This window comes from Parvularcula mediterranea (genome assembly GCF_013085255.1).
GTDB lineage: Bacteria > Pseudomonadota > Alphaproteobacteria > Caulobacterales > Parvularculaceae > Parvularcula > Parvularcula mediterranea.
Genome location: NZ_JABFCX010000002.1, coordinates 93,676 through 115,259, shown reverse-complemented (window position 1 = coordinate 115,259; position 21,584 = coordinate 93,676). Strand labels below are relative to the sequence as shown.

At 63.6% G+C, this 21,584-nt stretch carries 17 protein-coding genes; 5 read left to right on the top strand and 12 right to left on the bottom strand.

Annotated features, from left to right (window positions below; translation table 11 throughout):
* The first annotated feature begins 136 nt into the window (after nt 1-136).
* Nucleotides 137-3,619 carry a transcription-repair coupling factor gene (gene mfd / locus HK107_RS01105; protein WP_332871456.1) on the top strand — a complete coding sequence of 1,161 codons (3,483 nt, stop codon included), beginning with the start codon at nt 137-139 and terminating at the stop codon, nt 3,617-3,619.
* Here the strand turns inward: mfd and HK107_RS01100 are convergent.
* Both HK107_RS01100 and HK107_RS15915 read right to left on the bottom strand, forming a co-directional pair.
* Complete coding sequence (locus HK107_RS01100) at nt 3,616-4,869, bottom strand: hypothetical protein (RefSeq protein WP_173195968.1); 1,254 nt, start codon at nt 4,867-4,869, stop codon at nt 3,616-3,618. The genes mfd and HK107_RS01100 overlap by 4 nt on opposite strands.
* Nucleotides 4,869-6,701 carry a D-alanyl-D-alanine carboxypeptidase family protein gene (locus HK107_RS15915; protein WP_173195966.1) on the bottom strand — a complete coding sequence of 611 codons (1,833 nt, stop codon included), beginning with the start codon at nt 6,699-6,701 and terminating at the stop codon, nt 4,869-4,871. The genes HK107_RS01100 and HK107_RS15915 overlap by 1 nt, the downstream gene beginning before the upstream one ends.
* On the opposite strand from HK107_RS15915, the gene HK107_RS01090 reads away from it, so the two are divergent.
* Both HK107_RS01090 and HK107_RS01085 read left to right on the top strand, forming a co-directional pair.
* On the top strand, nt 6,673-7,413 hold the full coding sequence (locus tag HK107_RS01090; protein WP_173195964.1) for a histidine phosphatase family protein: 741 nt from the start codon (nt 6,673-6,675) through the stop codon (nt 7,411-7,413). The two genes, HK107_RS15915 and HK107_RS01090, sit on opposite strands and share 29 nt — an antisense overlap.
* Nucleotides 7,414-7,536: 123 nt before the next feature.
* Complete coding sequence (locus HK107_RS01085) at nt 7,537-8,166, top strand: VPLPA-CTERM sorting domain-containing protein (protein WP_173195962.1); 630 nt, start codon at nt 7,537-7,539, stop codon at nt 8,164-8,166.
* A gap of 182 nt (nt 8,167-8,348) precedes the next feature.
* Here HK107_RS01085 and HK107_RS01080 read toward each other — a convergent pair whose 3' ends face one another.
* From HK107_RS01080 to prfB, 9 genes are all read right to left on the bottom strand, one after another.
* Nucleotides 8,349-9,182 carry an MBL fold metallo-hydrolase gene (locus HK107_RS01080; protein WP_173195960.1) on the bottom strand — a complete coding sequence of 278 codons (834 nt, stop codon included), beginning with the start codon at nt 9,180-9,182 and terminating at the stop codon, nt 8,349-8,351.
* On the bottom strand, nt 9,179-9,958 hold the full coding sequence (locus HK107_RS01075) for a TatD family hydrolase (protein ID WP_173195958.1): 780 nt from the start codon (nt 9,956-9,958) through the stop codon (nt 9,179-9,181). Before HK107_RS01075 ends, HK107_RS01080 begins: the two co-directional genes overlap by 4 nt.
* Nucleotides 9,948-10,931, bottom strand: coding sequence for a DNA polymerase III subunit delta' (locus HK107_RS01070; RefSeq protein WP_173195956.1), 984 nt, complete (start codon nt 10,929-10,931; stop codon nt 9,948-9,950). The genes HK107_RS01075 and HK107_RS01070 overlap by 11 nt, the downstream gene beginning before the upstream one ends.
* Nucleotides 10,909-11,547 carry a dTMP kinase gene (tmk, locus tag HK107_RS01065; protein WP_173195955.1) on the bottom strand — a complete coding sequence of 213 codons (639 nt, stop codon included), beginning with the start codon at nt 11,545-11,547 and terminating at the stop codon, nt 10,909-10,911. The genes HK107_RS01070 and tmk overlap by 23 nt, the downstream gene beginning before the upstream one ends.
* Nucleotides 11,544-12,695, bottom strand: coding sequence for a D-alanyl-D-alanine carboxypeptidase family protein (locus HK107_RS01060; RefSeq protein WP_173195953.1), 1,152 nt, complete (start codon nt 12,693-12,695; stop codon nt 11,544-11,546). Before HK107_RS01060 ends, tmk begins: the two co-directional genes overlap by 4 nt.
* On the bottom strand, nt 12,692-13,582 hold the full coding sequence (locus HK107_RS15785) for a septal ring lytic transglycosylase RlpA family protein (protein ID WP_173195951.1): 891 nt from the start codon (nt 13,580-13,582) through the stop codon (nt 12,692-12,694). Before HK107_RS15785 ends, HK107_RS01060 begins: the two co-directional genes overlap by 4 nt.
* Nucleotides 13,583-13,687: 105 nt before the next feature.
* Nucleotides 13,688-14,950: a serine hydrolase domain-containing protein gene (locus tag HK107_RS01050; RefSeq protein WP_173195949.1), complete on the bottom strand. Its 1,263-nt coding sequence runs from the start codon at nt 14,948-14,950 to the stop codon at nt 13,688-13,690.
* A 73-nt stretch (nt 14,951-15,023) separates the two neighbouring features.
* Nucleotides 15,024-16,130, bottom strand: a complete 1,107-nt coding sequence (locus tag HK107_RS01045; RefSeq protein WP_173195948.1) for a THUMP domain-containing class I SAM-dependent RNA methyltransferase — start codon at nt 16,128-16,130, stop codon at nt 15,024-15,026.
* Nucleotides 16,131-16,179: 49 nt separating this feature from the next.
* Nucleotides 16,180-17,289 (bottom strand): peptide chain release factor 2, encoded by a 1,110-nt coding sequence (gene prfB / locus HK107_RS01040; protein WP_173195947.1) that lies wholly within the window; start codon nt 17,287-17,289, stop codon nt 16,180-16,182.
* A 137-nt stretch (nt 17,290-17,426) separates the two neighbouring features.
* Between prfB and HK107_RS01035 the strand changes: the two genes are divergently transcribed.
* Nucleotides 17,427-19,067, top strand: a complete 1,641-nt coding sequence (locus HK107_RS01035) for a M12 family metallopeptidase (protein ID WP_173195945.1) — start codon at nt 17,427-17,429, stop codon at nt 19,065-19,067.
* Between the two features lie 93 nt (nt 19,068-19,160).
* On the top strand, nt 19,161-19,619 hold the full coding sequence (locus tag HK107_RS01030; protein WP_173195943.1) for a DUF6265 family protein: 459 nt from the start codon (nt 19,161-19,163) through the stop codon (nt 19,617-19,619).
* A 57-nt stretch (nt 19,620-19,676) separates the two neighbouring features.
* On the opposite strand, the gene HK107_RS01025 is transcribed toward HK107_RS01030, so the two are convergent.
* Nucleotides 19,677-21,491 (bottom strand): hypothetical protein, encoded by a 1,815-nt coding sequence (locus HK107_RS01025; RefSeq protein ID WP_173195941.1) that lies wholly within the window; start codon nt 21,489-21,491, stop codon nt 19,677-19,679.
* Nucleotides 21,492-21,584 lie beyond the last annotated feature (93 nt).

Below are 21,584 nucleotides of genomic sequence, written 5' to 3'. Positions count from 1 at the left end.
CATCGCGAGCGTCAGCGAGCAGCAGAGAACTGCGCCCGAAGGGCACGTTGATCTTCCCCGCCCACACCCCTAACTCCCGCTCTCTCATGCGCGGCGCCATCAGGCGGTCCGCGCTATTTTCGCGTGGAGAGAGCCCGTGGCGCTGACCTCAGCCAACCCGATCATCGGCAAGACCGAGGCCTACCGGCCGGCAGGGCACATCACGTGCTACGGCGCGCCGGAGGGGGCGGATGCGCTGCTCATCTCAGAAGCCGCCAAGGCTTCAGGCGAGGTGACCACCGTCATCACCCGCGACGCAGGGCGCTCGGCTGCGATGGTCTCAGCGCTCCAGTTCTTTGCTCCGGGCATTCCTGTGATCAGGTTCCCCGCCTGGGACTGCCTTCCCTATGACCGCATGTCGCCCGGACCCGATGTCGTTGCAGAGAGGTTGTCGGCGCTGGCGACCCTCGCTGCGCGGGAGGAGGGGACACCCCTGGTCGTCGTCACCACCGTCGCGGCGGCGACCCAGCGGACCCTCAGCCGCGAGACCATCCGTACCGCGAGCTTCACTGCGAAGCCGGGCGCGACGCTCGAGATGGATGAACTCATCGCCTATCTCGTAGCCAACGGCTACGGCCGGGCCTCCACCGTACGTGAGCCGGGCGAATTCGCCGTGCGGGGCGGCCTCCTCGACCTCTTCCCTCCGGGGACGGATGAGCCACTGCGCCTCGATTTCTTCGGTGATACGCTCGAATCGATCCGCGCGTTCGACGCAGCAAGCCAGATGACCACACACCAGCGGCGGGAAATCAACCTGACCGCAGCGTCCGAGGTGCTTCTCGGAGACGATACCATCAGGCGGTTCCGCAAGGGCTATCTCGAACGCTTCGGCACGCCCGGAGACGACCCGGTCTACGAGGCCGTGAGCGAGGGCCGCCGTCAGCAAGGGATGGAGCACTGGCTACCGCTCTTCTACGAGGGGCTGGGGACGCTCTTTGATTATACGGGCGAGGGCCTCACCTTCTTCGACCATCTGGGCACGGAGGCGGTCGATGAACGGTTCAGCCAGATCGAGGACTATTACGGTGCGCGTGCGGAGGATATGCGCTCCTCTGAGAAGGCGCAGCTCGATAGCGTGCCGTATCGACCGCTCAAGCCCGAGGCACTCTATCTTGGGCGGGACGAGTGGAAGGAGACGCTGCAAAACGTGGCGCTCCGCCCGCTGTCTCCCTTCTCGCCGGAGCCCGGCAAGCGCGCCTTTGACTTCGGCGCCAAGAAGGCCCGCAGCTTTGCTGCCGAGCGGGCAGGGGGGCTCAACGTTTTCAACGCCTTTGCTGACCACATCGCTGCGCAGCGCGAGAACAAGAAGGTCATCATTGCGGGGTGGACGGAGGGTTCTGCCGATCGCCTGAAGACCGTCATCGGTGACCACGACGTTTCGGGCCTCGCAAGTCTCAAGAGCTGGAGCGACGTCGAGACGGGGTCGAGCACGATCCCTGTCGTCATCCTAGGGCTGGAGAATGGTTTCGAGACCGACGATATCTCGATCCTCGCCGAGCAGGACATTCTCGGCGACCGTCTTGTCAGGAAGTCGCGGACGAAGCGTGCGGACAATTTCCTGACCGAAGCTTCCTCACTGTCGATCGGTGACCTGATCGTCCATGTCAGCCACGGCGTCGGGCGGTACCAGGGGCTTCAGACGCTGGAAGTCGGCGGAGCGCCGCACGACTGCCTCGAGCTCGAATACCATGCTGGCAAAATGTATCTGCCGGTTGAAAATATCGAACTGCTCTCCCGCTTTGGTTCGGATGATCCCAACCATCCGCTGGATAAGCTGGGCGGTCAAAACTGGTCCCTCCGCAAGGCGAAAATGCGTGAGCGGATCAAGATGATGGCCGAGCAGCTCATCGCCATTGCGGCGAAGCGGGCTGCGAAGAAGGCCGAGGTCTTGACCCCTCCTGATGGTGCCTATGATGAGTTCGCGGCGCGCTTCCCTTACGCTGAAACCGATGACCAGATGAACGCCATCGATGACGTGCTGACGGATCTTGGCTCAGGCCGCCCGATGGACCGGCTCGTCTGCGGTGATGTGGGGTTTGGCAAGACCGAAGTCGCCATGCGAGCAGCCTTTGTAGCGGCGATGAACGGGCGGCAGGTGGCGCTGATCTGTCCCACGACGCTCCTCGCTCGTCAGCATGCGAAGGGGTTCAAGGAGCGCTTTGCTGGATTTCCGCTAAACGTGCGTCAGCTCTCGCGGTTCGTCAGCCAGAAAGAAGCAAGCCAGACGCGGGCGGGGCTGAAAGATGGGTCCGTAGACGTCGTGATCGGCACCCATGCGCTCCTGTCGAAGCAGGTGGGCTTCCGTGACCTCGGCCTCCTCATCATCGACGAGGAGCAGCATTTCGGCGTGAAGCATAAGGAGCGCCTGAAGGAGTATCGCGGCGATACTCACGTCCTGACCCTGACGGCGACGCCTATCCCGCGGACGCTGCAGCTCTCCATGTCAGGCATTCGCGACCTGTCGATCATCGCGACGCCGCCTGTCGACAGGCTGGCCGTTCGTACAACGATCGGTCCGTTCGATAGCGTTGTTGCACGCGAGACGCTGCTGCGTGAGCATTACCGGGGTGGACAGAGTTTCTATGTCTGCCCTCGCGTCTCGGACCTCAAGGACATCGAAGACTGGCTCGACACCCAGGTGCCAGAGGTCAAGTATCGCACCGCCCACGGACAGATGGCGGCTGGCGAGCTCGAAGACATCATGACGGCCTTCTACGAGGGTAAGTTCGACGTGCTGCTTGCCACTACCATCGTGGAGAGCGGTATCGACGTGCCGACGGCCAATACCCTGATTGTTCACCGTGCGGACATGTTCGGCCTGGCGCAGCTCTACCAGATCAGGGGCCGTGTCGGCCGCTCGAAGCAGCGGGCCTATGCGTACCTGACGACGAGCGCACGGAAGAAAATGACCGACGGTGCGCAGAAGCGCCTCAAGGTGCTCCAGTCCCTCGATACCCTCGGCGCAGGCTTCACGCTCGCGAGCCACGACCTTGACATTCGCGGGGCGGGCAACCTTCTGGGTGAAGAGCAATCGGGCACCGTCAAGGAAGTCGGCGTCGAGATGTACCAGCACATGCTCGAAGAAGCCGTGGCGGAGATGAAGGACGGCGAGGCTGCATCCGAGACCTGGTCGCCGTCGATCAATATCGGCACGGCTGTTCTTATCCCCGAGACCTACGTCATGGACCTCGACGTCAGAATGTCCCTCTACAGACGGCTTTCAGATGCCAAGGAAGGTCAGGAGATCGAAGCCTTCGCGGCTGAGCTCATCGACCGGTTCGGGCCTATGCCACGGGAGGTCGAGCACCTCCTCGACATCGTTGGTATCAAGACACTCTGTCGCCGCGCAGAAGTCGCAAAGATCGACGCCGGACCGAAGGGTGCTGTCATCACTTTCCGCGACAAGTTCCCGAACCCGATGGGCCTCGTCCAGTATCTCTCCGATACGCCTTACGACATGAAGCTGCGGCCTGATCAAAAGCTGGTCTTCAAGCAAAATTGGCCGGATGAGAAAGCGCGCCTCAAAGGGTGTCGCCGTGTGCTGAATGTTCTCGTGGAGATAGCCGAAGCTGCTGCCTAGGCGTGGAGGAGCGAGCCTGCGTGGCGGCGGTCGACTTCGTCCGAGAGCTTCTCGAGAATCTCAGCAACGCTGCCGGGCTTATCGGTAAAGGCGGTCCTCGCTCTGACCAGGACGGGGTTGGGATCCTGCCCGAACTTGAGGTCCTCGATCAGGGTCTGGAGGGTGCGCATGGTGCGGCCAGCGTAGAACTTGTCCGCATGCGGCATGGCGATGAGGAACAGGTTTTCCCTTGGCCGCGAGATCACGTCTAGCGGTGAGAGGGCCATGGCGAGGTAGACGCCTGCCTCGCTGTAATCCTGCTCCGTAGCAACTTCGTCCGACCTCAGCTCAATCGCGCCGAACACCATCGGGTCGCCAGCGGAGCTGTGTTCGGCTGCGATCCGCTCGAAGAGCGCCTCTCCGAAGATCGGGCAGGGGACGCCGTCGTCGCCCATGGAGGAGGAGAGAAGCGCGAGCCTGATCGAGCGCTCGGTCACGAAGCGGTTGGCCGATGCACCGAGGCAGCGGAGGACGCCTTCAAGCTCGTCGGGCTTGGCGATAAGGTCCGCGCCTGCGCCGAGCCATGCGGCGGCGGTTTCAGCGTCCCAGCTCTCGCTGATCACGGCGACGGGCAGATCCTGGAGGTCACTCTGCCTGCGGATCAGCTTGAGGACGGGGAGGCGGTGCTCCCGGCCTTTGCCGAGATGAATGATCAGCGCGCCCGCTTGGAAGCTTTCGAGAAGCCGAAGCGTATGGCTCGACGAAAGCGGCGCCACGAGGTCGCGCGAGCTCACCTTGGACAGGAGGCTCAGCACGTCAGGGCCCGGCTCGGTCAGGAGCAGGACCGGAGCGTCTGCGCCCTCAAGACGCGGGGCGGGATAGGGCCTGCCGATGCCCGTCAGCGCGCGGAGCCGGATGGAGGCCGTCAGCGCACGGAGCCTTGAAGAAACACAGTTGCTGATCGCGCGCAGGACGGGGCGCGGGTCTGCGCCGTTGGCACGAACGACGACGACGCTCGGATGGACAGCGCGCGGCAGGGCGTCGTCCATGCCCAGAACAGCGATTACTGGCTCGGTACCCATCTCGCGGACTGCGAAGCGCAAGTGGCTGTCGATGTCGTCAGCGCCCTGAAGGTCGATGAGCGCAGCACATCGCGTGCCGGACGTGGGGATGATGCAGCCCTCAGCGATCAGCGCCTGCCGCCAGCGCGCATCGGTCTGGCGACCGAGCAGACGGACGGTGAGCGTCCTGCGCTGTTGCTGGCTAACCATCAGGTATCGCGTCCTTCCTCGTCGAGGTCCGCAAGGCAGACATCGCCGCGCTGGCGGTCAACAAATAGGCCGGAGAGGGCGCGCTCTTCATAGCAGGGGAGCTCAGCGAGGAACTCCTGCGGACGGCCCCAGGGACCGATCTCACGGTAGAGAAGCGCCGTGCGCGGCCCGACGAAACGCCAGTGCCAGGGCTCGAAACTGTCCTTACCCGGAAGGTAGGTGTTACCCTGCGGGAAGCTGAGGATGAAGCCGTACTGCCATGCCTTGGTCTCGAAGCAGGCATAGGCACGGTCCGTCGCGCGCATGAAGCGGCGGTTGACGTCGATATCCGCAGCGAGGCCAAGCTGGTGCTCGGAGGTGCCGGGATTGGCGACGGTGCCCTTGTCCTTGTTGATCCTGTGCAGGAGCACTTGCGTCTTGTGGCTGCGGTAGGCCGAACGCAGGGTCAGACGCTCTCCGTCCGCCGAGCAGGCGTCAAGGAGCTGGCCCAGCGCCTCGGGCATCGTAGTCTCATCGATCCCTGCAAGACGGAGCTGCATCTCTTCGACATGGGCGGGCTTGGAAAGCGGCACGCCATAGTCAGCGGCGCTGACGAGATCCGGCGGGATATAGTCAGCCTCAAGAGGGAACGCGGCAGAAACCGGACGGTTGATCGCGTAGGTCAGGTCGCGTGAGCGGTTCGCAGCATAGCGGCGCTTGCCGAACGCATCGCGGAAGATGTCGCGCATATGCCGGTTGAGCGCCTCGGCCTCGGTCAGGCGGCCCTGCTTCTCGTACACCCCAACGAGGAGGCGGATGTAGAGGCTGAGCTCAGGATTGTTGGAGCCCTTGGCCCGCTCCCGCGCCCGGAACACCTGCTCATAGAGGCGCTCCGCATCGCCGAGGCGATCGATCCGCTCATAGACCGGGGCGAGGAGGAGGGCGGCCTGCACCGTGTCCTCATGGTCAGGACCAAGCTGGCTCTGGCGCACCTGATGAGCGGCGGAGAGGAGACCTGCGGCTGCGTAGGCGCCGTCGGGGCTGAGCGCGTAGTAACCGCCAACATCGGTCATGGCGCGCGCGATATTGAGAAGCTCACCGTCCGAGCCTTCGATCATCTTCGCGCCGGTGCCATCAGCGGGCAGGACATCGGTGAAATCGGGACGCATTGCGTCGACCAGCGCGAGGAATTCTTCGCCTTCGCCGCCTTCTTCATCACCATGATCGGTGTGGTTGGCGACGGCATCGCCCGCTCGGTCGAGGAAGCGCGACGCGATGACCGAAGGGCGGGCAGGGTGGCCCTCGCCCAGCTCCAAGCTTGCGATGCGTCGGTTGATCTCGATGCGGCGCTCGTCAGCGAGAGCGTTGCCGAGGGGACCGTTGAGCGCCGTCTCATAGGCCGAAACGGCCAGTCCGGGATCACCGTCGCGGTAATGCGCGTCGGCTACGCGGAGGAGCTTGCGGTGGAGGGCGACCGTCTCGAGGCCTTCGTCTTCAAAAAGAGAGAGGGCCCGGTCGCCGTGACGAACAGCGCGGCCATCATGGCCGGCAGCGCCGAGCGCTTCGAACCGGCTCCACGCCGCTTCGGCATCAAGGCGGGTGACGCTCGCGAACCACACGGCGTATCCGGCGATGAGAGCCACAAGGCTCGCAGCTAAGATGTGACGACCCGGCACGCGCGCCATTCTCCCCAAGAAGCCCCAGAAGCGCGGCACATCATCGCCGATCACGGCCTTGCGCGCACCCCTTGAAGTGATCAACGTAAAGACAAGCTGGCTAGCGAGCAATCGCCCACTACCGCCAAACTGACCCCAGACGAGGCCCATGCCCGACAATTCCGATTTGCCGCTCACTGGCCGACGCAGGCTGTACCTGCTCCGGCATGGCCACGTGAACTATTTTGCGCCTGATATCGAAGACTTCACGCAAGTTCCTCTGACCGATGAAGGGCGCGAGCAGGCGCAGGCTGCCGGCCGTGCTCTTGCCGGGATCAGGTTCGACGCAGCCTTTGATTCGGGGCTACCGAGGACCCGCGAGACGCTCAGCATCGTGCTCGGGGAAGGGGGGTCGGAACCTCCCCGGACCTCCATCGACGGGTTCGCCGAGCTCCGCGGCGGTCAGGTTGTGGTGGAAACGCCTGAAGAGCTCGCCGCCCGTCTGGCGTTTAGTTTTGACGGCGCCGATGAGGAGGGCGCGAGCTTTCTTCCCGGAGGAGAGCTCTTCGCCGACGCCGAAGCCCGGATCGTCGCGAGCCTCGATGACCTGCTCGCGCAGCACCGCTGGCGGCAGGCGGTCCTTGTCGCCCATGAGGGCGTGAACCGTATCCTGCTGGCCCACCTGACCGGCGGAGGCCTCGCCGCGCTCACGCATTTTGAGCAGGACCTTTGCGGGATCAACGTCCTCGACTTCGACGTGGTGCCTGAGGGAGACAGCGTCCGCGCGGTCCGCGTGATCCTCAAGGCGGTGAACCTGACGGTGCATGACCAGGTGAAGGAAGGCCTGCCGCGGACAAGCCTCGAACACCTGTTCGGCATCGACTTCGGCGGCGCCCGGCCGGTGGCTTAGCGCCTCCCTAGAGCGCTCACGGAGTGCAACTCCTGCGGTAGTGTCGGTCTGGGAATTCAGCTGTTGTTCCTCCGCGGCTGAGGGTACCGTTTCCGACGAGGGTTTCTCGAATCGGAGAGTAGAATGAAGCTTGTTCTGAGTGCGGCCGCGGCCGCTTCGTTGGTTATGGTTCCCGCCTCGGCGGCAGTCTTCACGGACGCCGCTGCCTACGACGCCGCTGCAGGGTCGTTCACGATCGAGACGTTCGAGGACGAAGCTCTCATCGGCACGGCTGGTTCGGGCGGTGTGTCAGTGGCTTCCTTTGACGGGTTCACCGTCACCGCGACCGAAAACGCCGTGAAGGTGGTGAACCAACCGCTGTTTGGAGCAGTCAACTCAACTCCGGGAGGCAGCCAGTACCTGTATCTGGATACCGACATCGCCTTCGTTGGTGCTCAGTACACCTTCACGTTCGACGTCCCGGTCACCGAGTTCGGTTTCAATTATTCCGACCTCGATCAGTCTGGCGGCACATTCACGCTCACTGCTGGCGGCGAGACCTACGCCCTTGCCGCGGGCTCTAATGATGAGGTGCTCTTCTTCGGCCTGGCCGAGCTGAGCCCGCTGACGTCCTTTGTCATCAACTCGGATAACGACAGTGGGTTCGGCATCGACGACATCCGTGTAAGCGGTGAAGAGATTCCGCTTCCAGGCGCTGCTGTTCTCATGCTGGCAGGATTGGGCCTCGGCGCACTGCGCCGCCGTCCGCGCTGAGGGCAGGTTCACGGTTCTCTGCTTGTTGTCGCGGATCAAGTCCGGGACGACAGGTGGAGAGACCACCGCGCAATGATCGTCATCTTGGACTTGATCCAAGATCCTTCGCGAGCGTCAGCGAGCAGATGAACGGACTGAGCGGGCGACCCACCCGTGGTGCGCACAATTTAGATTGTCGCAAATCATGCCACAACCTCAACCACCAACCCATCATGGGCAACGGTGACGTTCTCCGGCACCTGATCCTGCACGGTCTTGTAGTCCATCGTCACGTGGAGGTTCGTCAGCACGCCTCGCTTGGCGCGGACCTGTTCGAGGTATTCGAGAGCTTTGGCGAGGTGGAGATGGCTGCCGTGGGGCTTCATCTGGAGGGCGTCGATGATCCAGCAGTCGAGACTTTCGAGCATCGGCCAGCTCTCATCGACCAGGCCGTCGAGGTCTGACGAATAGGCCAGCGGGCCGAAGCGGAAGCCGTGAGACATGACCCGGCCGTGGGTCTGGAGGAACGGCGTCATCGGGATAGGGCCCGTGGGGCCATCGATCTCGGCTGTGGCGCCCTCCTCCGGCATCTCCAGCGTGTCCACGATGGGCGGATAAGAGCTGCCGGGGATCTGTTCGAAGAGATAGGCGAAGCGCTGCTTCAGGACCGGCGAGGTCTTGTCTGAGACGTAAACCGGAACGCGGGCCATCTGGTTGATGGCTATCGCGCGGAGGTCGTCAAGGCCGTGGGTCTGGTCAGCGTGGTCATGGGTGATCGCCACGGCGTCGACATGAGGGATACCGTTCTCGATCATCTGCAGGCGGAGTTCCGGCGCGCAGTCGACGAGGAGGGTGGTCATCCGCCCGCTGAAGGAGCCGTCTTCCTGTGCCCGCTGCACGACGATGGAGCAGCGCGAGCGGCGGTTCTTCGGCTCGTTCGGATCGCAGGCGCCCCAATTGCCGCGGCCATCCTCGCCGCCAATGCGCGGCACGCCGCCGGAGCTGCCGCAACCCAGAATGATCGCGCGGAGTTTCACGGACGATGCGCCCGCTCGAAGAGACGGAAATAGTTCTCGGTCGTCGCTTCCTCGATCGTCTTCACGTCCTCACCCCTAACCTCGGCCAGCATCTCGGCCACCTGAGGAAGATAGGCCGGCTCGTTGCGGCGGCCCCTATGGGGCACTGGCGCAAGGAAGGGGCAGTCGGTTTCGATGAGGAGGCGGTCCAGCGGCACGTCCTTGGCAAGCGCCCTCACCTCGTCGGCGCGCTTGAAGGTCACGATGCCGGAGAACGCCACGTAGCCGCCCATCGCGAGGCCCGCTTCCATGAGCTTCCGCCCAGACGTGTAGCAGTGAAGGAGCAGCGGGAAGTTTCGCTCCGCATACGCCTCTTCGAGCATCCGCTGCATGTCGTCATCAGCCTCGCGGGTGTGGACGATGAGCGGGAGCTGGGTCTTCTGACTGGCGGTGATGTGTGCGGCGAAGACCTTTTCCTGATCCGCGCGCGGAGAATATTCGTAGTGGTAGTCGAGGCCGCATTCGCCGATACCAACGACCTTCTCGGGCTGCGCAAGCTCGATCAGCGTTTCCGCTGTCAGGTCCGCATAGTCCTTGGCGTGGTGCGGATGGACGCCCACGGAGCGGCTGAAGGCCGGGTTTGTCTCCGCGATTTCGGTGATCTCGGGAATGCTGTCGAGGCGGTCGGAGATGAGGAGCATCGCGCCGATGCCTGCCTCCTCCGCACGCTGAAGGACCTCCGGCAGGTCCTCCTCGTAGCGCTCGCCGTGAAGATTGACGTGGCTGTCAACGTACATGTGTCGTTTTCCCTGCCATCACGTCGCGGATCCTGAGGCCTGCTACGAGGGCTGTCTGAGCGGGGTCTGCGGTACCGATATAGGAGAAAAGCGCGCGCGCCTGATCGTAGGCTTCGATCCTTCGTCCGCGCTCTGAATTTTCGATTCCGTCCTCGGTCAGGCGGCGGCGGAGCCTTGCGAGGACGATCCCGCGGGCTTCTTCCGCGATGAGCTCTTGCCCCTTGCCCGCGAACTTGCGCGAGGCGGCGAGGAGGTCCTGCTTGCCCTCGACGGCGCGGAGGAAGCTGTCCGCGACCGAGGCCGCCTCCTGACCTTCGCCGAGGGCGAGGCGGAGCGCCCTGCCCGGCGCGCCTTCGGCGTCTCGTGCCAGCGTTCGGGCGTCGTCTACGGATGACCCGGTGCGCTGGGCGAGCCAGTTCGCGAGCGCATCTTCTTCGACGGCGCCAAGGGCAATCTTGCGGCAGCGGCTCGTCAGTGTGGGGAGGAGGCGTGACGGCGAACGGCTGAGGAGGAAGAGCACCGCGCCCTTGGGAGGTTCTTCGAGGACCTTGAGAAGGCTGTTCGCAGCGTTGCGGTTCAGCTCATCAGCAAGGTCGACGATGACGACGGAGCGACCACTGGCGGAGGTCTGGTGGAGCTTGCTGATTACCTTCCGGGCCTGATCGACGTCGATCTCTTGGCGCAGCTTGCCGGTCTTCTCGTTTTCCTGACGGCGCATTACGGTGAGGTCCGGGTGGGCGCCGGCGGCGATCATGCTGCGCACCTTTGGGTCGACATCGCCCAGCTTCTTCCCACCTGACAGAACCGTAGCAGCGAGGAGGAAGGCGAGGGTCGCCTTCCCTGCCCCGTCGGCGCCTGCGAGGACGAAGCCGCCCTCCATCGCGCCGCGGCCGAGGAACTGCTCGACCTGCAACAGGGTGCGCGGCGAAGCGAGGAAATCGCTGGCCTCTTCAGGGGGCGGGAGGGTGTCCATGAGGCTCCCCTAGCAGACCCGGCAGGCGCGCGTTAACCGCCTCCGTGACTGCTTTCTCCACCGTATCCATGGACGCTTCGGCGTCGATAATAACCACGCGCTCAGGCTCTTCCGCGGCGATGGCGATGAAGCGCTCGCGGACGGTGCGGTGATAGGCCTCGCCCTTGGCTTCGAAGCGGTCGGCCGCGCCACGGGCTTCGGCACGTGCGAGGCCGACCTCGACGGGGAGGTCGAAGAGGAGAGTGAGGTCCGGCATTCTTGGCACGACAGCTGTCTGCAGCGCCCTGAGGAACGCTTCGTCAACGCCGACCTGATAGGCGATGGTGGAGTCGGAGAAGCGGTCGCAGAGGACGGTCTTTCCCGCATCCAGCGCGGGGGTGATCCGTGCCCGGACATGGGCGTCCCGCGCTGCGTTCATCAGGAGCGCTTCGGCGGTCGGGGACCAGCTGCGGTCCTTGTCGAGGAGCAGCGCCCGGAGGGCTTCAGCTTCGGGCGCGCCGCCGGGCTCGCGGGTCAGGACCACGTCGCGGCCAGCGTTCTCGAGCTTCGCCGCAAGGCGTTTGATCTGGGTCGATTTGCCTGCGCCTTCGGGGCCTTCGAAGGTGATGAAGCTCACGCCCCCTCACCCTCGGGCGGCGTGAAGAGGGCCTGCAGGCCGAGGTTGATCTTCTCGAAGACGCCGAGGCCCTTCACACGTTCTGCCGTGTAGAGAGGATACTCGCGGACCTTCTGGTCGGGCAGTGAAAACCGAAGCACGGCCACCTGCTCCCCTGCCCTGATGGGTGCGCGGAGGGGGCCGTCATAGACGATCTGGGCCGAGGCGCCGTTCAGGATCTTCCGGTGCAGGGTGAAGGTCAGCCCCTGGTCGATGCGCAGGGGGACGGTCTCCTCCTTGCCTGCGAAGACTTCCGCGAAGCCGACAAGGTCGCCAGCCGCAAAGAAAGTGCGGGTCTCGAAGCTCTGAAACGCCTCATCCATCAGGTCGATGGCGGCCGCGCGGCGCTCGCGCTCGCTACCCAAGCCAGTGACCACGACGACGCGCGCGATCCCCTCGCGCTCGGCAAGGCCGACGACGCCGTAGCCTGCTTCATCCGTATGCCCCGTCTTCATCCCGCGGGCGCCTTCCATGGCGCCAATCAGCGGGTTGCGGTTCGCTTGGGTGATGTCAGACCAGGTGAACTCCGGAATGGAGAAAAAGTGCCTGTGCTGAGGATATTCGAACCACAGGTGCCGGGCGAGCTTCGCCAGGTCGCGCATGGACATGCGCTGGTTCGGATGCGGCAGGCCCGTTGGGTTCGCGAAGGAGCTGTCCTCCAAACCCCACGCCCTCGCGCGCGCATTCATCAGCTCGGCGAAGGCCGCCTCGCTACCTGCGATGTTCTCAGCGACGACGATGCAGGCATCATTGCCCGACTGGACGATGATCCCCTTGAGGAGGTTCTCAACAGTGATCTCGGTGTCGACCAGCACGAACATCTTCGAACCGCCGGTGCGCCACGCCTTCTCAGAGACATAGAACGGGGTGTCGAGCGAAAGCTTGCCCTGCTCGATCAGGTCGAAGACCACCGCGACGGTCATCAGCTTGGACATGGAAGCTGGCGGGACCGGGATGTCGGCCTTCTTGCCATAGAGGAACTGCCCCGTGGGCACGTCCATGATCACCGCATTGGTGGCCTTGGTGCGCACGAGATTGTCCGCCTGCGCGAGGGCGACCCCGGGCAGGACGGACAGGATAAGAGCTAGAACAAGCCGGGTTGGGCTCAACGCGTAACCTCTTCGACGATGTGGGCATCGGCGAAGCCTAGGGACCACGCCTCTTCAAGCGCCTTTTGCGCCGCGAAAGGATGGCTGAATGGGCCAAGGCGCACAAGGGTCAGCTCCTGGCCTCCGCGACGGGATTTATGCAGAGCCACCGGGTTCGTCGGCGGAATACGCCCGACGGCGTTGGTGGCATTCACGGTGGAGCCATAAGCGCCGACTTGAACGAAGATCTGGCCAACCGAGGCCTGCGTCGCGCGGACGGGCATCTGGTCGAGGATGCTGACGTCGAGATCCGCGAGGATCATGTCGGTCTCATCAGGAAGGTTGATCTCAGGCCGCGGGTTCAGGCTCGGCGGCGGTGCCACCGAGGCATAGAGGCTCTGCCCCTTCTCACGCTCACCAACGCGGATGATGGCGTCCTCGATGCGTGCAGGGCCGATGTAGCGGACGCGGACGGTCGCGACGCCCTTCTCCTTGGTGCCGAGACGCTTGGCGGCTTCCTTGGAGAGGTCAAGGATGCGGTTGTTGGCGAAAGGCCCGCGGTCATTGACGCGGAGCTTCAGGCGCTTGCCGTTCTGGGGGTTCGTCACCTCCACGATCGACGGCAGCGGCAGCGTCGGGTGCGCTGCGGTTAGGCGGTCCTCGTCGAAGACCTCGCCATTGGCTGTCAGGCGGCCGTGAAAGCCCGGGCCATACCAGCTGGCAAAGCCGATGCGGTCATAGCGCGGCTCAGCCTTCGGCACGTACCAGACACCATTCACCTGATAAGGCTTGCCGACCTTCTCGTGCGGATTGGGATCAGGCTGCCAGGCCTTCTTCCCTGACGTCGAACAGGCCGCGAGCACGCTCGCGGTGAGAATGGCCAGGCCGATGGTCTTCCAGTTGCGCATATGTCTCGCCCCGAAGGTCTACGGGGTCTTCCCTACCCTTCCCCAAGGTTAAGGACCGGTTGAGATCATGGTCAACGAAAGGAGAGGTAAGGTTTCGCCTCTCGCCTACTCAGCGATCCCCGCCGCCTGATAGACAGCGCGCATCATCGCGTCCTGACCCACAGAATTCCACGGCATGGTCTGCTGAAGGAAGACGGCGGTGATGTCGTTTTCAGGGTCCACCCACCATGTCGTGCTGGCAGCGCCGTCCCAGGTGTATTCGCCCTCCACGCCATAGCGGCCCTCAGGCGCGGTGACTGTCGTGGTCCTGACAGAGACGTTGAGGCCGAACGTGTAACCGTCCTTCTCTCCGATGACGCCGTAGTCCTCCATCGTGTCGTGGGGGAGCTGGTCCGAGGTCATCATCGCCACGGTCTCGGGCTTCAGGATCTCGACGCCATCGAGGCTGCCATCATTCTGGAGCATGAGGGCGAAGCGCATGAAATCGTCAACCGTCGAGATGAGGCCGTGGCCGCCATTCGTCTGCACCGGCTTCTGGGGCCAATGGCTGTAGACACCGGAATTGTCGCCGCGCTTGAGGCCGCCTTCCTCCGCAGGCGTATAGACGGAGGCGACGCGAGGCTTGTCCTCAGCAGGGACGAAATACCCGGTGTCTGTCATGCCGAGGGGCTCGATGATCCTCTCAATCAGGAGCTCTTCATAGGGCTTCCCCGCGAGCACTTCGGCGAGGCGGGCCTGAATATCGACGGCGACGCCATAGACGAATTCCGTACCCGGATGGCACTCGAGAGGGATGGTGGCGATGTCCTCGCTCATCTCCTGAAGGCTTTTCCGCGGGTCGAGAGCTTCAGTGGCGCGCGCCAGCTCATCGACCGGGCCACTGCCCCAGCCATAGCCGTGGCAGCTTGTGTGCCGCATGAGGTCGATGATCTGGAGGGGCCGGACAGGGTCTTCCAGGATCATCTCGCCGTCCGGGTCCATGCCCGCGTACACTTTCACATCGCTGTACTCGGGAAGATAGTCCGCCACCGGATCATCAAGCTCGAACAAGCCGTCTTCGTAGAGCTTCAAAAGGACGACGCCGGTGACAGGCTTGGTCATGGAGTAAATGGCCGCGAGCGTATCCCGCTCCCAAGGCTTCTCTTCGCCCCGGTCAGCGTGGCCAGCCGCTCCAAAATAGATCTCTTCGCCACCGCGGAACACAAGGATGCCGCCGCCTGCAAGGGCTTCCTGATCGATCAAGTCCTGAAGAGCAGCATCGACCAGCGCCGAGTCAAAGGCGGGCGTGGCAGCGGGTTCGGAGGCGCTTGGAGCCTGCTGACAGGACGCGAGTGCCAGCGCGGCGGCGGCGAGACTGATACGGAGCATGGGTGCCCTCCCCTGATCATTTTGGGGAACCTTCTCCCGTTTTATCAGGATTGGCCAGTGGGGATGGCAGGCTTCAGGCTTCGCCCTGCCACAGCCTGATTTTCAACCCTCCGTGGGGGATCACCGGACCTGGCGCGAGCTTCAGGCCCGTCGCTTTCGCCAGAGCTTCATCGGCGGTGACGAGGCCGATCCTCCAGCCCGCAAACCGCTCGCGCATGGTCGCGCCGAACGCCTTGTAGAGGCCCTTGAGGTCGGACTTGTCGCCAAGGCGCGATCCATAGGGAGGGTTGGTCAGGACGAGACCCGTAGGTCCCTCGGGGGCCGTCAGCTCACTGATCGTGACCTGAGTGAATGTGCAGAGCTCATCGAGACCAGCGCGCTTAGAATTTGCGCGCGAGGCCTCAACCGCACCGATAGCGCGGTCCGAGCCGTGGAAGCGGACAGCGGTGTCCTTCGGCTTGCCAAGCGCCTTGGTCCGTGCCCGATCGAAGGCCTGCGGGTTGAAGCTCGCGAAGTCTTCAAATGCAAAGGTCCGCGCCCTGCCCGGCGCAAGGCCTGCGGCCATGTCTGCCGCTTCGAGGAGGATGGTGCCCGAGCCGCAGAAGGGATCGACCACAGGCTCCTCGCCGGTATAGCCGCACTGGCGGAGAAACGCCGCCACCAGCGTCTCGCGGATCGGTGCGCCTGCCACGTCGGCCTTGAACCCGCGCTGATGGAGAAGCGCGCCGGAGCTGTCGATACTGACGGTGACGAGATTGCTCTCAATGCGGACGAAGACCTTGAGGCCCTCTTCAGCAGGGTCCGCACCAGAGACCGTCGCGGCGGCCTTGGCCACGCGCTCTTCGGCCGCGCCAGTGTGGTAGATCTTGGACTTGCGGCTCGTCGCTTCGACGGTGAAGGGCTGCTCAGGCTTCAAGAACTCCGTCCACGGAAGCTCCGCCGCCTTGCCGTGAAGGATGTTGAGCTGCTGCGCCCTGAACGTACCAAGCCTGACGAGAACGCGGTTGGCCGTCCTCAGGAGAAGGTTGGCCCGCCAGATGTCCGGCCATGACCCAGAAATCTCCACCCCGCCCGGCGTCTCCTTCGCAGCGGTCCAGCCAAGGCTCTTCGCCTCTTCGAGAAGAACAGGCTCGAGGCCAGGGGCGGTCGAGAGAAAAATTGGGAAACGGGGAAGGCTCATCACCTGCCCCTAGGCCCATCAGGCCGTGACCGCCAGAGAAACCCTCGTCTTACTCTTCGTCGCCCGCAACCCTCTGCGCCAGCGCGGCAGCCATGAACTTGTCGAGATCGCCGTCGAGGACTGCGTCGGGCGACGGGCTCTCCACTTGGGTCCTGAGGTCCTTCACCATCTGGTATGGCTGGAGGACGTAGGAGCGGATCTGGTGGCCCCAGCCGATGTCGGTCTTCGACGCGGCTTCAGCGTTGGCTTCTTCCTCGCGCTTCTGGAGCTCCTGCTCGTAAAGGCGTGCACGGAGCATATCCCATGCGGCGGCACGGTTCTTGTGCTGGGAGCGCTGAGACTGGCACTGCACCACGATGCCGGTGGGTTCGTGGGTGATGCGGACGGCGGAGTCCGTCGTGTTGACGTGCTGGCCGCCTGCGCCCGATGCGCGGAAGGTATCAACGCGGCAGTCGCTCTCGTTGATCTCGATCTCGATCTTGTCGTCGATGACCGGATAGACCCACACGGAAGCGAAGGACGTGTGCCGCTTGGCGGCTGAATCGAAGGGGCTGATACGAACCAGTCTGTGTACGCCGCTTTCGGTCTTGAGCCAGCCATAGGCGTTCATGCCCTTCACCTGGAGGGTCGCGGACTTGATGCCAGCCTCTTCGCCGGACTGCTCCTCCATGATCTCGACCTTGTAGCCGTGCTGCTGAGCCCAGCGGGTGTACATGCGGTAGAGCATGCCGGCCCAGTCGTTGGACTCGGTGCCGCCTGCGCCAGCATGGACCTCGATGAAGGCATCATTGCCGTCAGCCTCACCCGACAGGAGCGCCTCCAGCTCAGCCGTCTGGGCGCGCTTGGCAAGCTCCTTCATGGAAGCCTCGACCTCATCGACGGAGCCTGTGTCATCCTCCGCCTCTGCCATCTCGGCGAGTTCAAGCAGATCCTCGCGCTCCTGACTGATGTCGGTCAGGGCACTGATCGCGTTTTCGAGACGCGTACGCTCCTGCATCAGCTTCTGCGCTTCCTGCGGGTCATCCCACAGGGTCGGATCCTCGGCCTTGTCATTCAGCTCCTTCAGCCGCGCATTCGCCACGTCCCAGTCGAGCGAGCGCCGCAGCAAAGCGAGCGATTGCTCAACCTGATCAGAAGCATGGGAAATTTCTGCGCGCATGGAGTGATCCTGAAGTCTGAACGCGGGGTCTAGGACGCAGCGCACGTGGGGGCAAGGCGAGCCTCATCCACCTGCCAGCGGCAATTGACGACGCCGCATTTGTTTCGGACCCTCTTGGGCGAGGGAGGACAGTCATCATGAGGAACAGGCTAGGAAAAGGCGCGCTCACAGCCCTGCTGGTCTTCGGCTTCTCTGCCGAGGCGGCGCTTGCGCAAAAGAAAACTGAAAAGAAGCAGGAGCTTCAGCGAACAACCAAACCGCTGACACGAAAGAAAACCTTCCCTCCACTGATCCCCAGCCAGAAGATCCAGCCCAAACTCAAGCTTGAGACCAAGATGATCATGCTCCCCTGGCGGAACAGCCCTTGGGAGGTGACCTACGACACATCGGCGGGCTTTCCCCTCTGGGAAGGCGACATCGACCTGACGAATGAGGTCGAAGCGTTCAAGCCGACCTCCTCAGCGATAACCGTCAACCGCGACGGCCGGGACGTCAGCTTCACCCAGGCGCCATTGCTGGTGAAGACTGACCAGGGATCGCTCTGGCCTGCCAACAGAGTTCCTTGGGAACTGGACTCCACCATTGCCGCCAGCTCGGTTGCGGCGACGCGCATCGCGGCGGCCATCGCGATGCTCGAAGCAGACAGCCACCTGACATTTGTTCCTTATGATGAGGATATCCATAGCGCGAGGATCACATTTGCTGCTGATCCGGGCCTGGGCTTCAGCGGAGGGTCGTCACCTGTCGGTCGCCAGGCAGGTATCTTCGGTGATGGCCAGAACCGTATCAGGCTCAACGGCAATGTCGGCGCGGGACTGATTGCCCACGAGATCCTCCATTCGCTCGGCTTCTATCATGAACAAGCAAGAGCGGATCGGGACAGGTTCATCACGATCGATCGCGACAAGATCCAGGACGGCCGTGGTCACAACTTTGACCGGCATGTTACTGATGTCCGTACACTGATGCCTTATGATTGCGCGTCGATCATGCACTATGGTGCGAACGCGTTTCTCAAGCCCGGTGAAACCGGGCCCGTCATCTCGTCTCGCGATGAAACAATCTGCGCCTCGTCGACCTTCGGAACCCGCACTGCGCTCAGCGATCGGGACAAGGAAGGGCTGAAGCGCGCCTATCCGCCAGTCGATTGCGCAACGACTCCCGTCATGTGGTCGGGTGCCTATCGCGGACGGACGCTGTCCATCGATGGGGACTATCGCGATCTCGGCATGTTCGGCTGGGGCGATGACGGGGGCTCCATCTGCGTGCCGAACGGCTGGATCGTCATCCTCTACGAGGATCCTGACTATAGGGGCGGCAGCCTGCGCCTAGGGCCTGGCCGGCACCTTTTCTCTCGCGAAAACAGGATCGCTTCGAACTCCACCCATTCCATCAGGGCTCTCAGCGTCGATGCCAACCCCGTCCCCGATGCCTGCCGCAGCGAAGCGGACGGCATGGTGATGATGTATGAGCACGACAACCTCCGTGGACGGAGAGCCGTCTACACAGCCTCCGACCGAGACATCGGCGACGGCGAGTTCTCCCTTGGTGACAGGGTCAGTTCGCTCTGCGTACCGCCCAACTGGCGGGTGACGTTCTTCAATGACCCCGACATGCGCGGCGACAGCTTTGTCGTCGATGCGGGCAGCGCAGGCGCTGTGATCCGCGACATCAAGAACGCCACAGGGCTAGGCAATCACTTCGACGACGCGCTCCACTCCGTCCGCATTCGCAGACCAGCGACTTCAGGCACCGTCAGGGCCACCCGGCCGGGTTGATGCCTTGTTTGAGGGCGTGGTGTCGATCACCGCGGGCCCCGCACGTCTAGGAGTTGAGGGCGCCCAGCCCGCAACGTTAAAGGAGATCAATCCATGATTGCAGCCTACGCCCTAACCGCCGCGCTTCTCGCCTCTTCCGCTGGCGAGGAGATCCCCTGGCGCGAACCTGCCCAGAGGCTCCTCGGCTGCTGGGAGGGCGAAGGCCTCGGCGGCGAGGTCGCGGAGTGTTGGATGCCGGGGCCAGATGGTCGCGTCACCGGCATGTTTCAGCTCGTGACCAACGGCGAGCAGAACTTCTCCGAGATCCTCATCATCGACGACTTCGGCGAAGGGCCGGAAATGCGGCTCAAGCACTTCCACGGTGACCTCAAGGGCTGGGAAGAGAAGGACGAATTCGTCACCTTCAAGCTCAAAGAAGCCCGCGAAGACACCCTGATCTTCGGCGGACTGACGATCACCTTTGAAGGAGATGACCGCCTACTGATGGACCTTAAGATGAAGACCAGCGCTGGCGTCCAGACGATGAACTTCACCTACGACCGCACGCGATAGCATCGAAAACGGCCGGGCAGTGCGCCCGGCCGTCCTCATATTCGTCAGAGCCAGGGCTTACCTGCGGCCCTTGTCCTTCTTCTTGCCAGCGCCGCGAATATCGCCGCGCTTCTTGCCGTTCGAGCGACCTTTCATGACCACGGTCGCACCGTGAACGTCGCTGCGCTCGGCGCCCGTATAGGCATGGCCACCCGGCGCGGAGACCGGGCTGTCATCCACGGTGTTGACCGACCGGAGAACCCCCACGAGCCGGCCAGATGCCCCGCCTTCGAGGAGCTCCACGATACCGACACCCGGGCAGGAGCCTTGCGCGGAGTGCTTGACGGACACAGGAGCCGGTCCGCGCAGCGCGATCATCAGATACTTCCCGTCCGGCGTGCGCTCCAGAAGGTCCGGGGCCGGATCATTGGCCGGAAGCCCTGCATCGTCGCTCACCGACTTGTCGAAGCAGGCGCCAAAGCCGCTGCCCTGCCCGTTGGCCGAGGTCAGGTCATAGCTCGTCCTTGCACCCGTAACCGTGTCGAAGACTTCGACATTGTTCTGGATACGGTCGACATTGTGGATATACGCGCCATCAACCGTCACCGCGACGCCGTGGGCATCGCGCCTCGTGGAGATGCCGGGAAGCTGGCCGGAGCCGTTCGGCCCCGCTCCGGCGAGCGCGCCGCCCGTCGCCGTGTTGCCTGAGTCACGAAAGATGACCTCAGGCTCAGGTGAGTTGATTGGGTTCGGCTCGAGCGAGAACGCAGTGTCGTCGAGGCGGTACATGGTGAAGGTCGACCAGGTTGCCCCTGCCCCCGACGCCGAGACGCCAGCGTTGAGCCACATGCCGTCGCCAGCCTGACCACCGCCGCAGCCTGCACCGTTGATCACCTGATTGTCGTACTCACCGACAATGGCCATCGGCGTTGCATCTGTATCCGCCACGAGCAGGCCGCCGCCGCCCATGGTGACATAAGCTTTCCGGTTCTCCGACGGGATCGGGCAGATGATGACATTGTTCGGACGACCGCCAAACGGCGCGTCAGGGCCGTCAGCGCAGCCATTCTCCTTGCAAAAACCATTGGGCGTGAGGTCTGCGAAGGCAGCTTCATCATAATTGCCGGCGACGCTTCCCATCATCTTCCGTCCGTGGGCGTTCTTTCCGCGGAAGACCGTGGCTTCTGCCGTGACGGCCATCCCCTTGCCAACGCCAAGGCTTGCCGCCTTGTTGAAGGTCAGGCCCTTGATCTTGCCGGAGCCGTTACGGCGCACATCGATGCGCTCGAGCACCTTGCCGTTGAGATTGGCGATAATCACGGCCGAGCCGGTGGAGTCCCAGAAGGACATGTGGACGGACCGCACATCGGTGCCGCCGCCGACATTGGTGCCGGTCACGCGGAACAGGCCGACAGCCTCCTTGGTCTCGGTGTCGATAATCCCGACATACCCGCCGCCCGGCGCGAAGATGTTCGCGGTGACGTAGCGGTTCTGCGGGTCAGGCAGCATCCCGTGGAGCCTGCCGAAGCCGTTGAGGTCGGAAAGCCGGTTGCCGGTCGGCTTGCCGGAACCATCGAACTCGCGAAGGTCCTGCGGGAAGACGTCCAGCAGGTCGCAAGGGCCGACGTTCGACCGCGCCTTGCCGCCATTGTTCGGGCCGCAGCCTACAGGCGTGGCATCAGCGCCGCCGGCGAGCTGCGCCTCGATATCATTCGAATCCCAGATCCAGAGATAGCTCCCCGAAAGCCCATTCCCCGAGACCCCTGAGACGGAGTTGGACTGGTCCGAAGCCCAGACCTCGTAGCCATTGTTCCCTTGAGCCAGTGCCGCGCCAAGCGACACGACAGCCATCGCCCCGGCAGCAACGCCGAGGCGGAAGATCGTCTTTTTCATGGTGTCCCCTCTTTTCAGACCAGGGAACAAAGCGTCACCGCAACAGTTTGGCCAGCGGCCTCAACACATTGCGCCGCACAATGACGTCGCGAG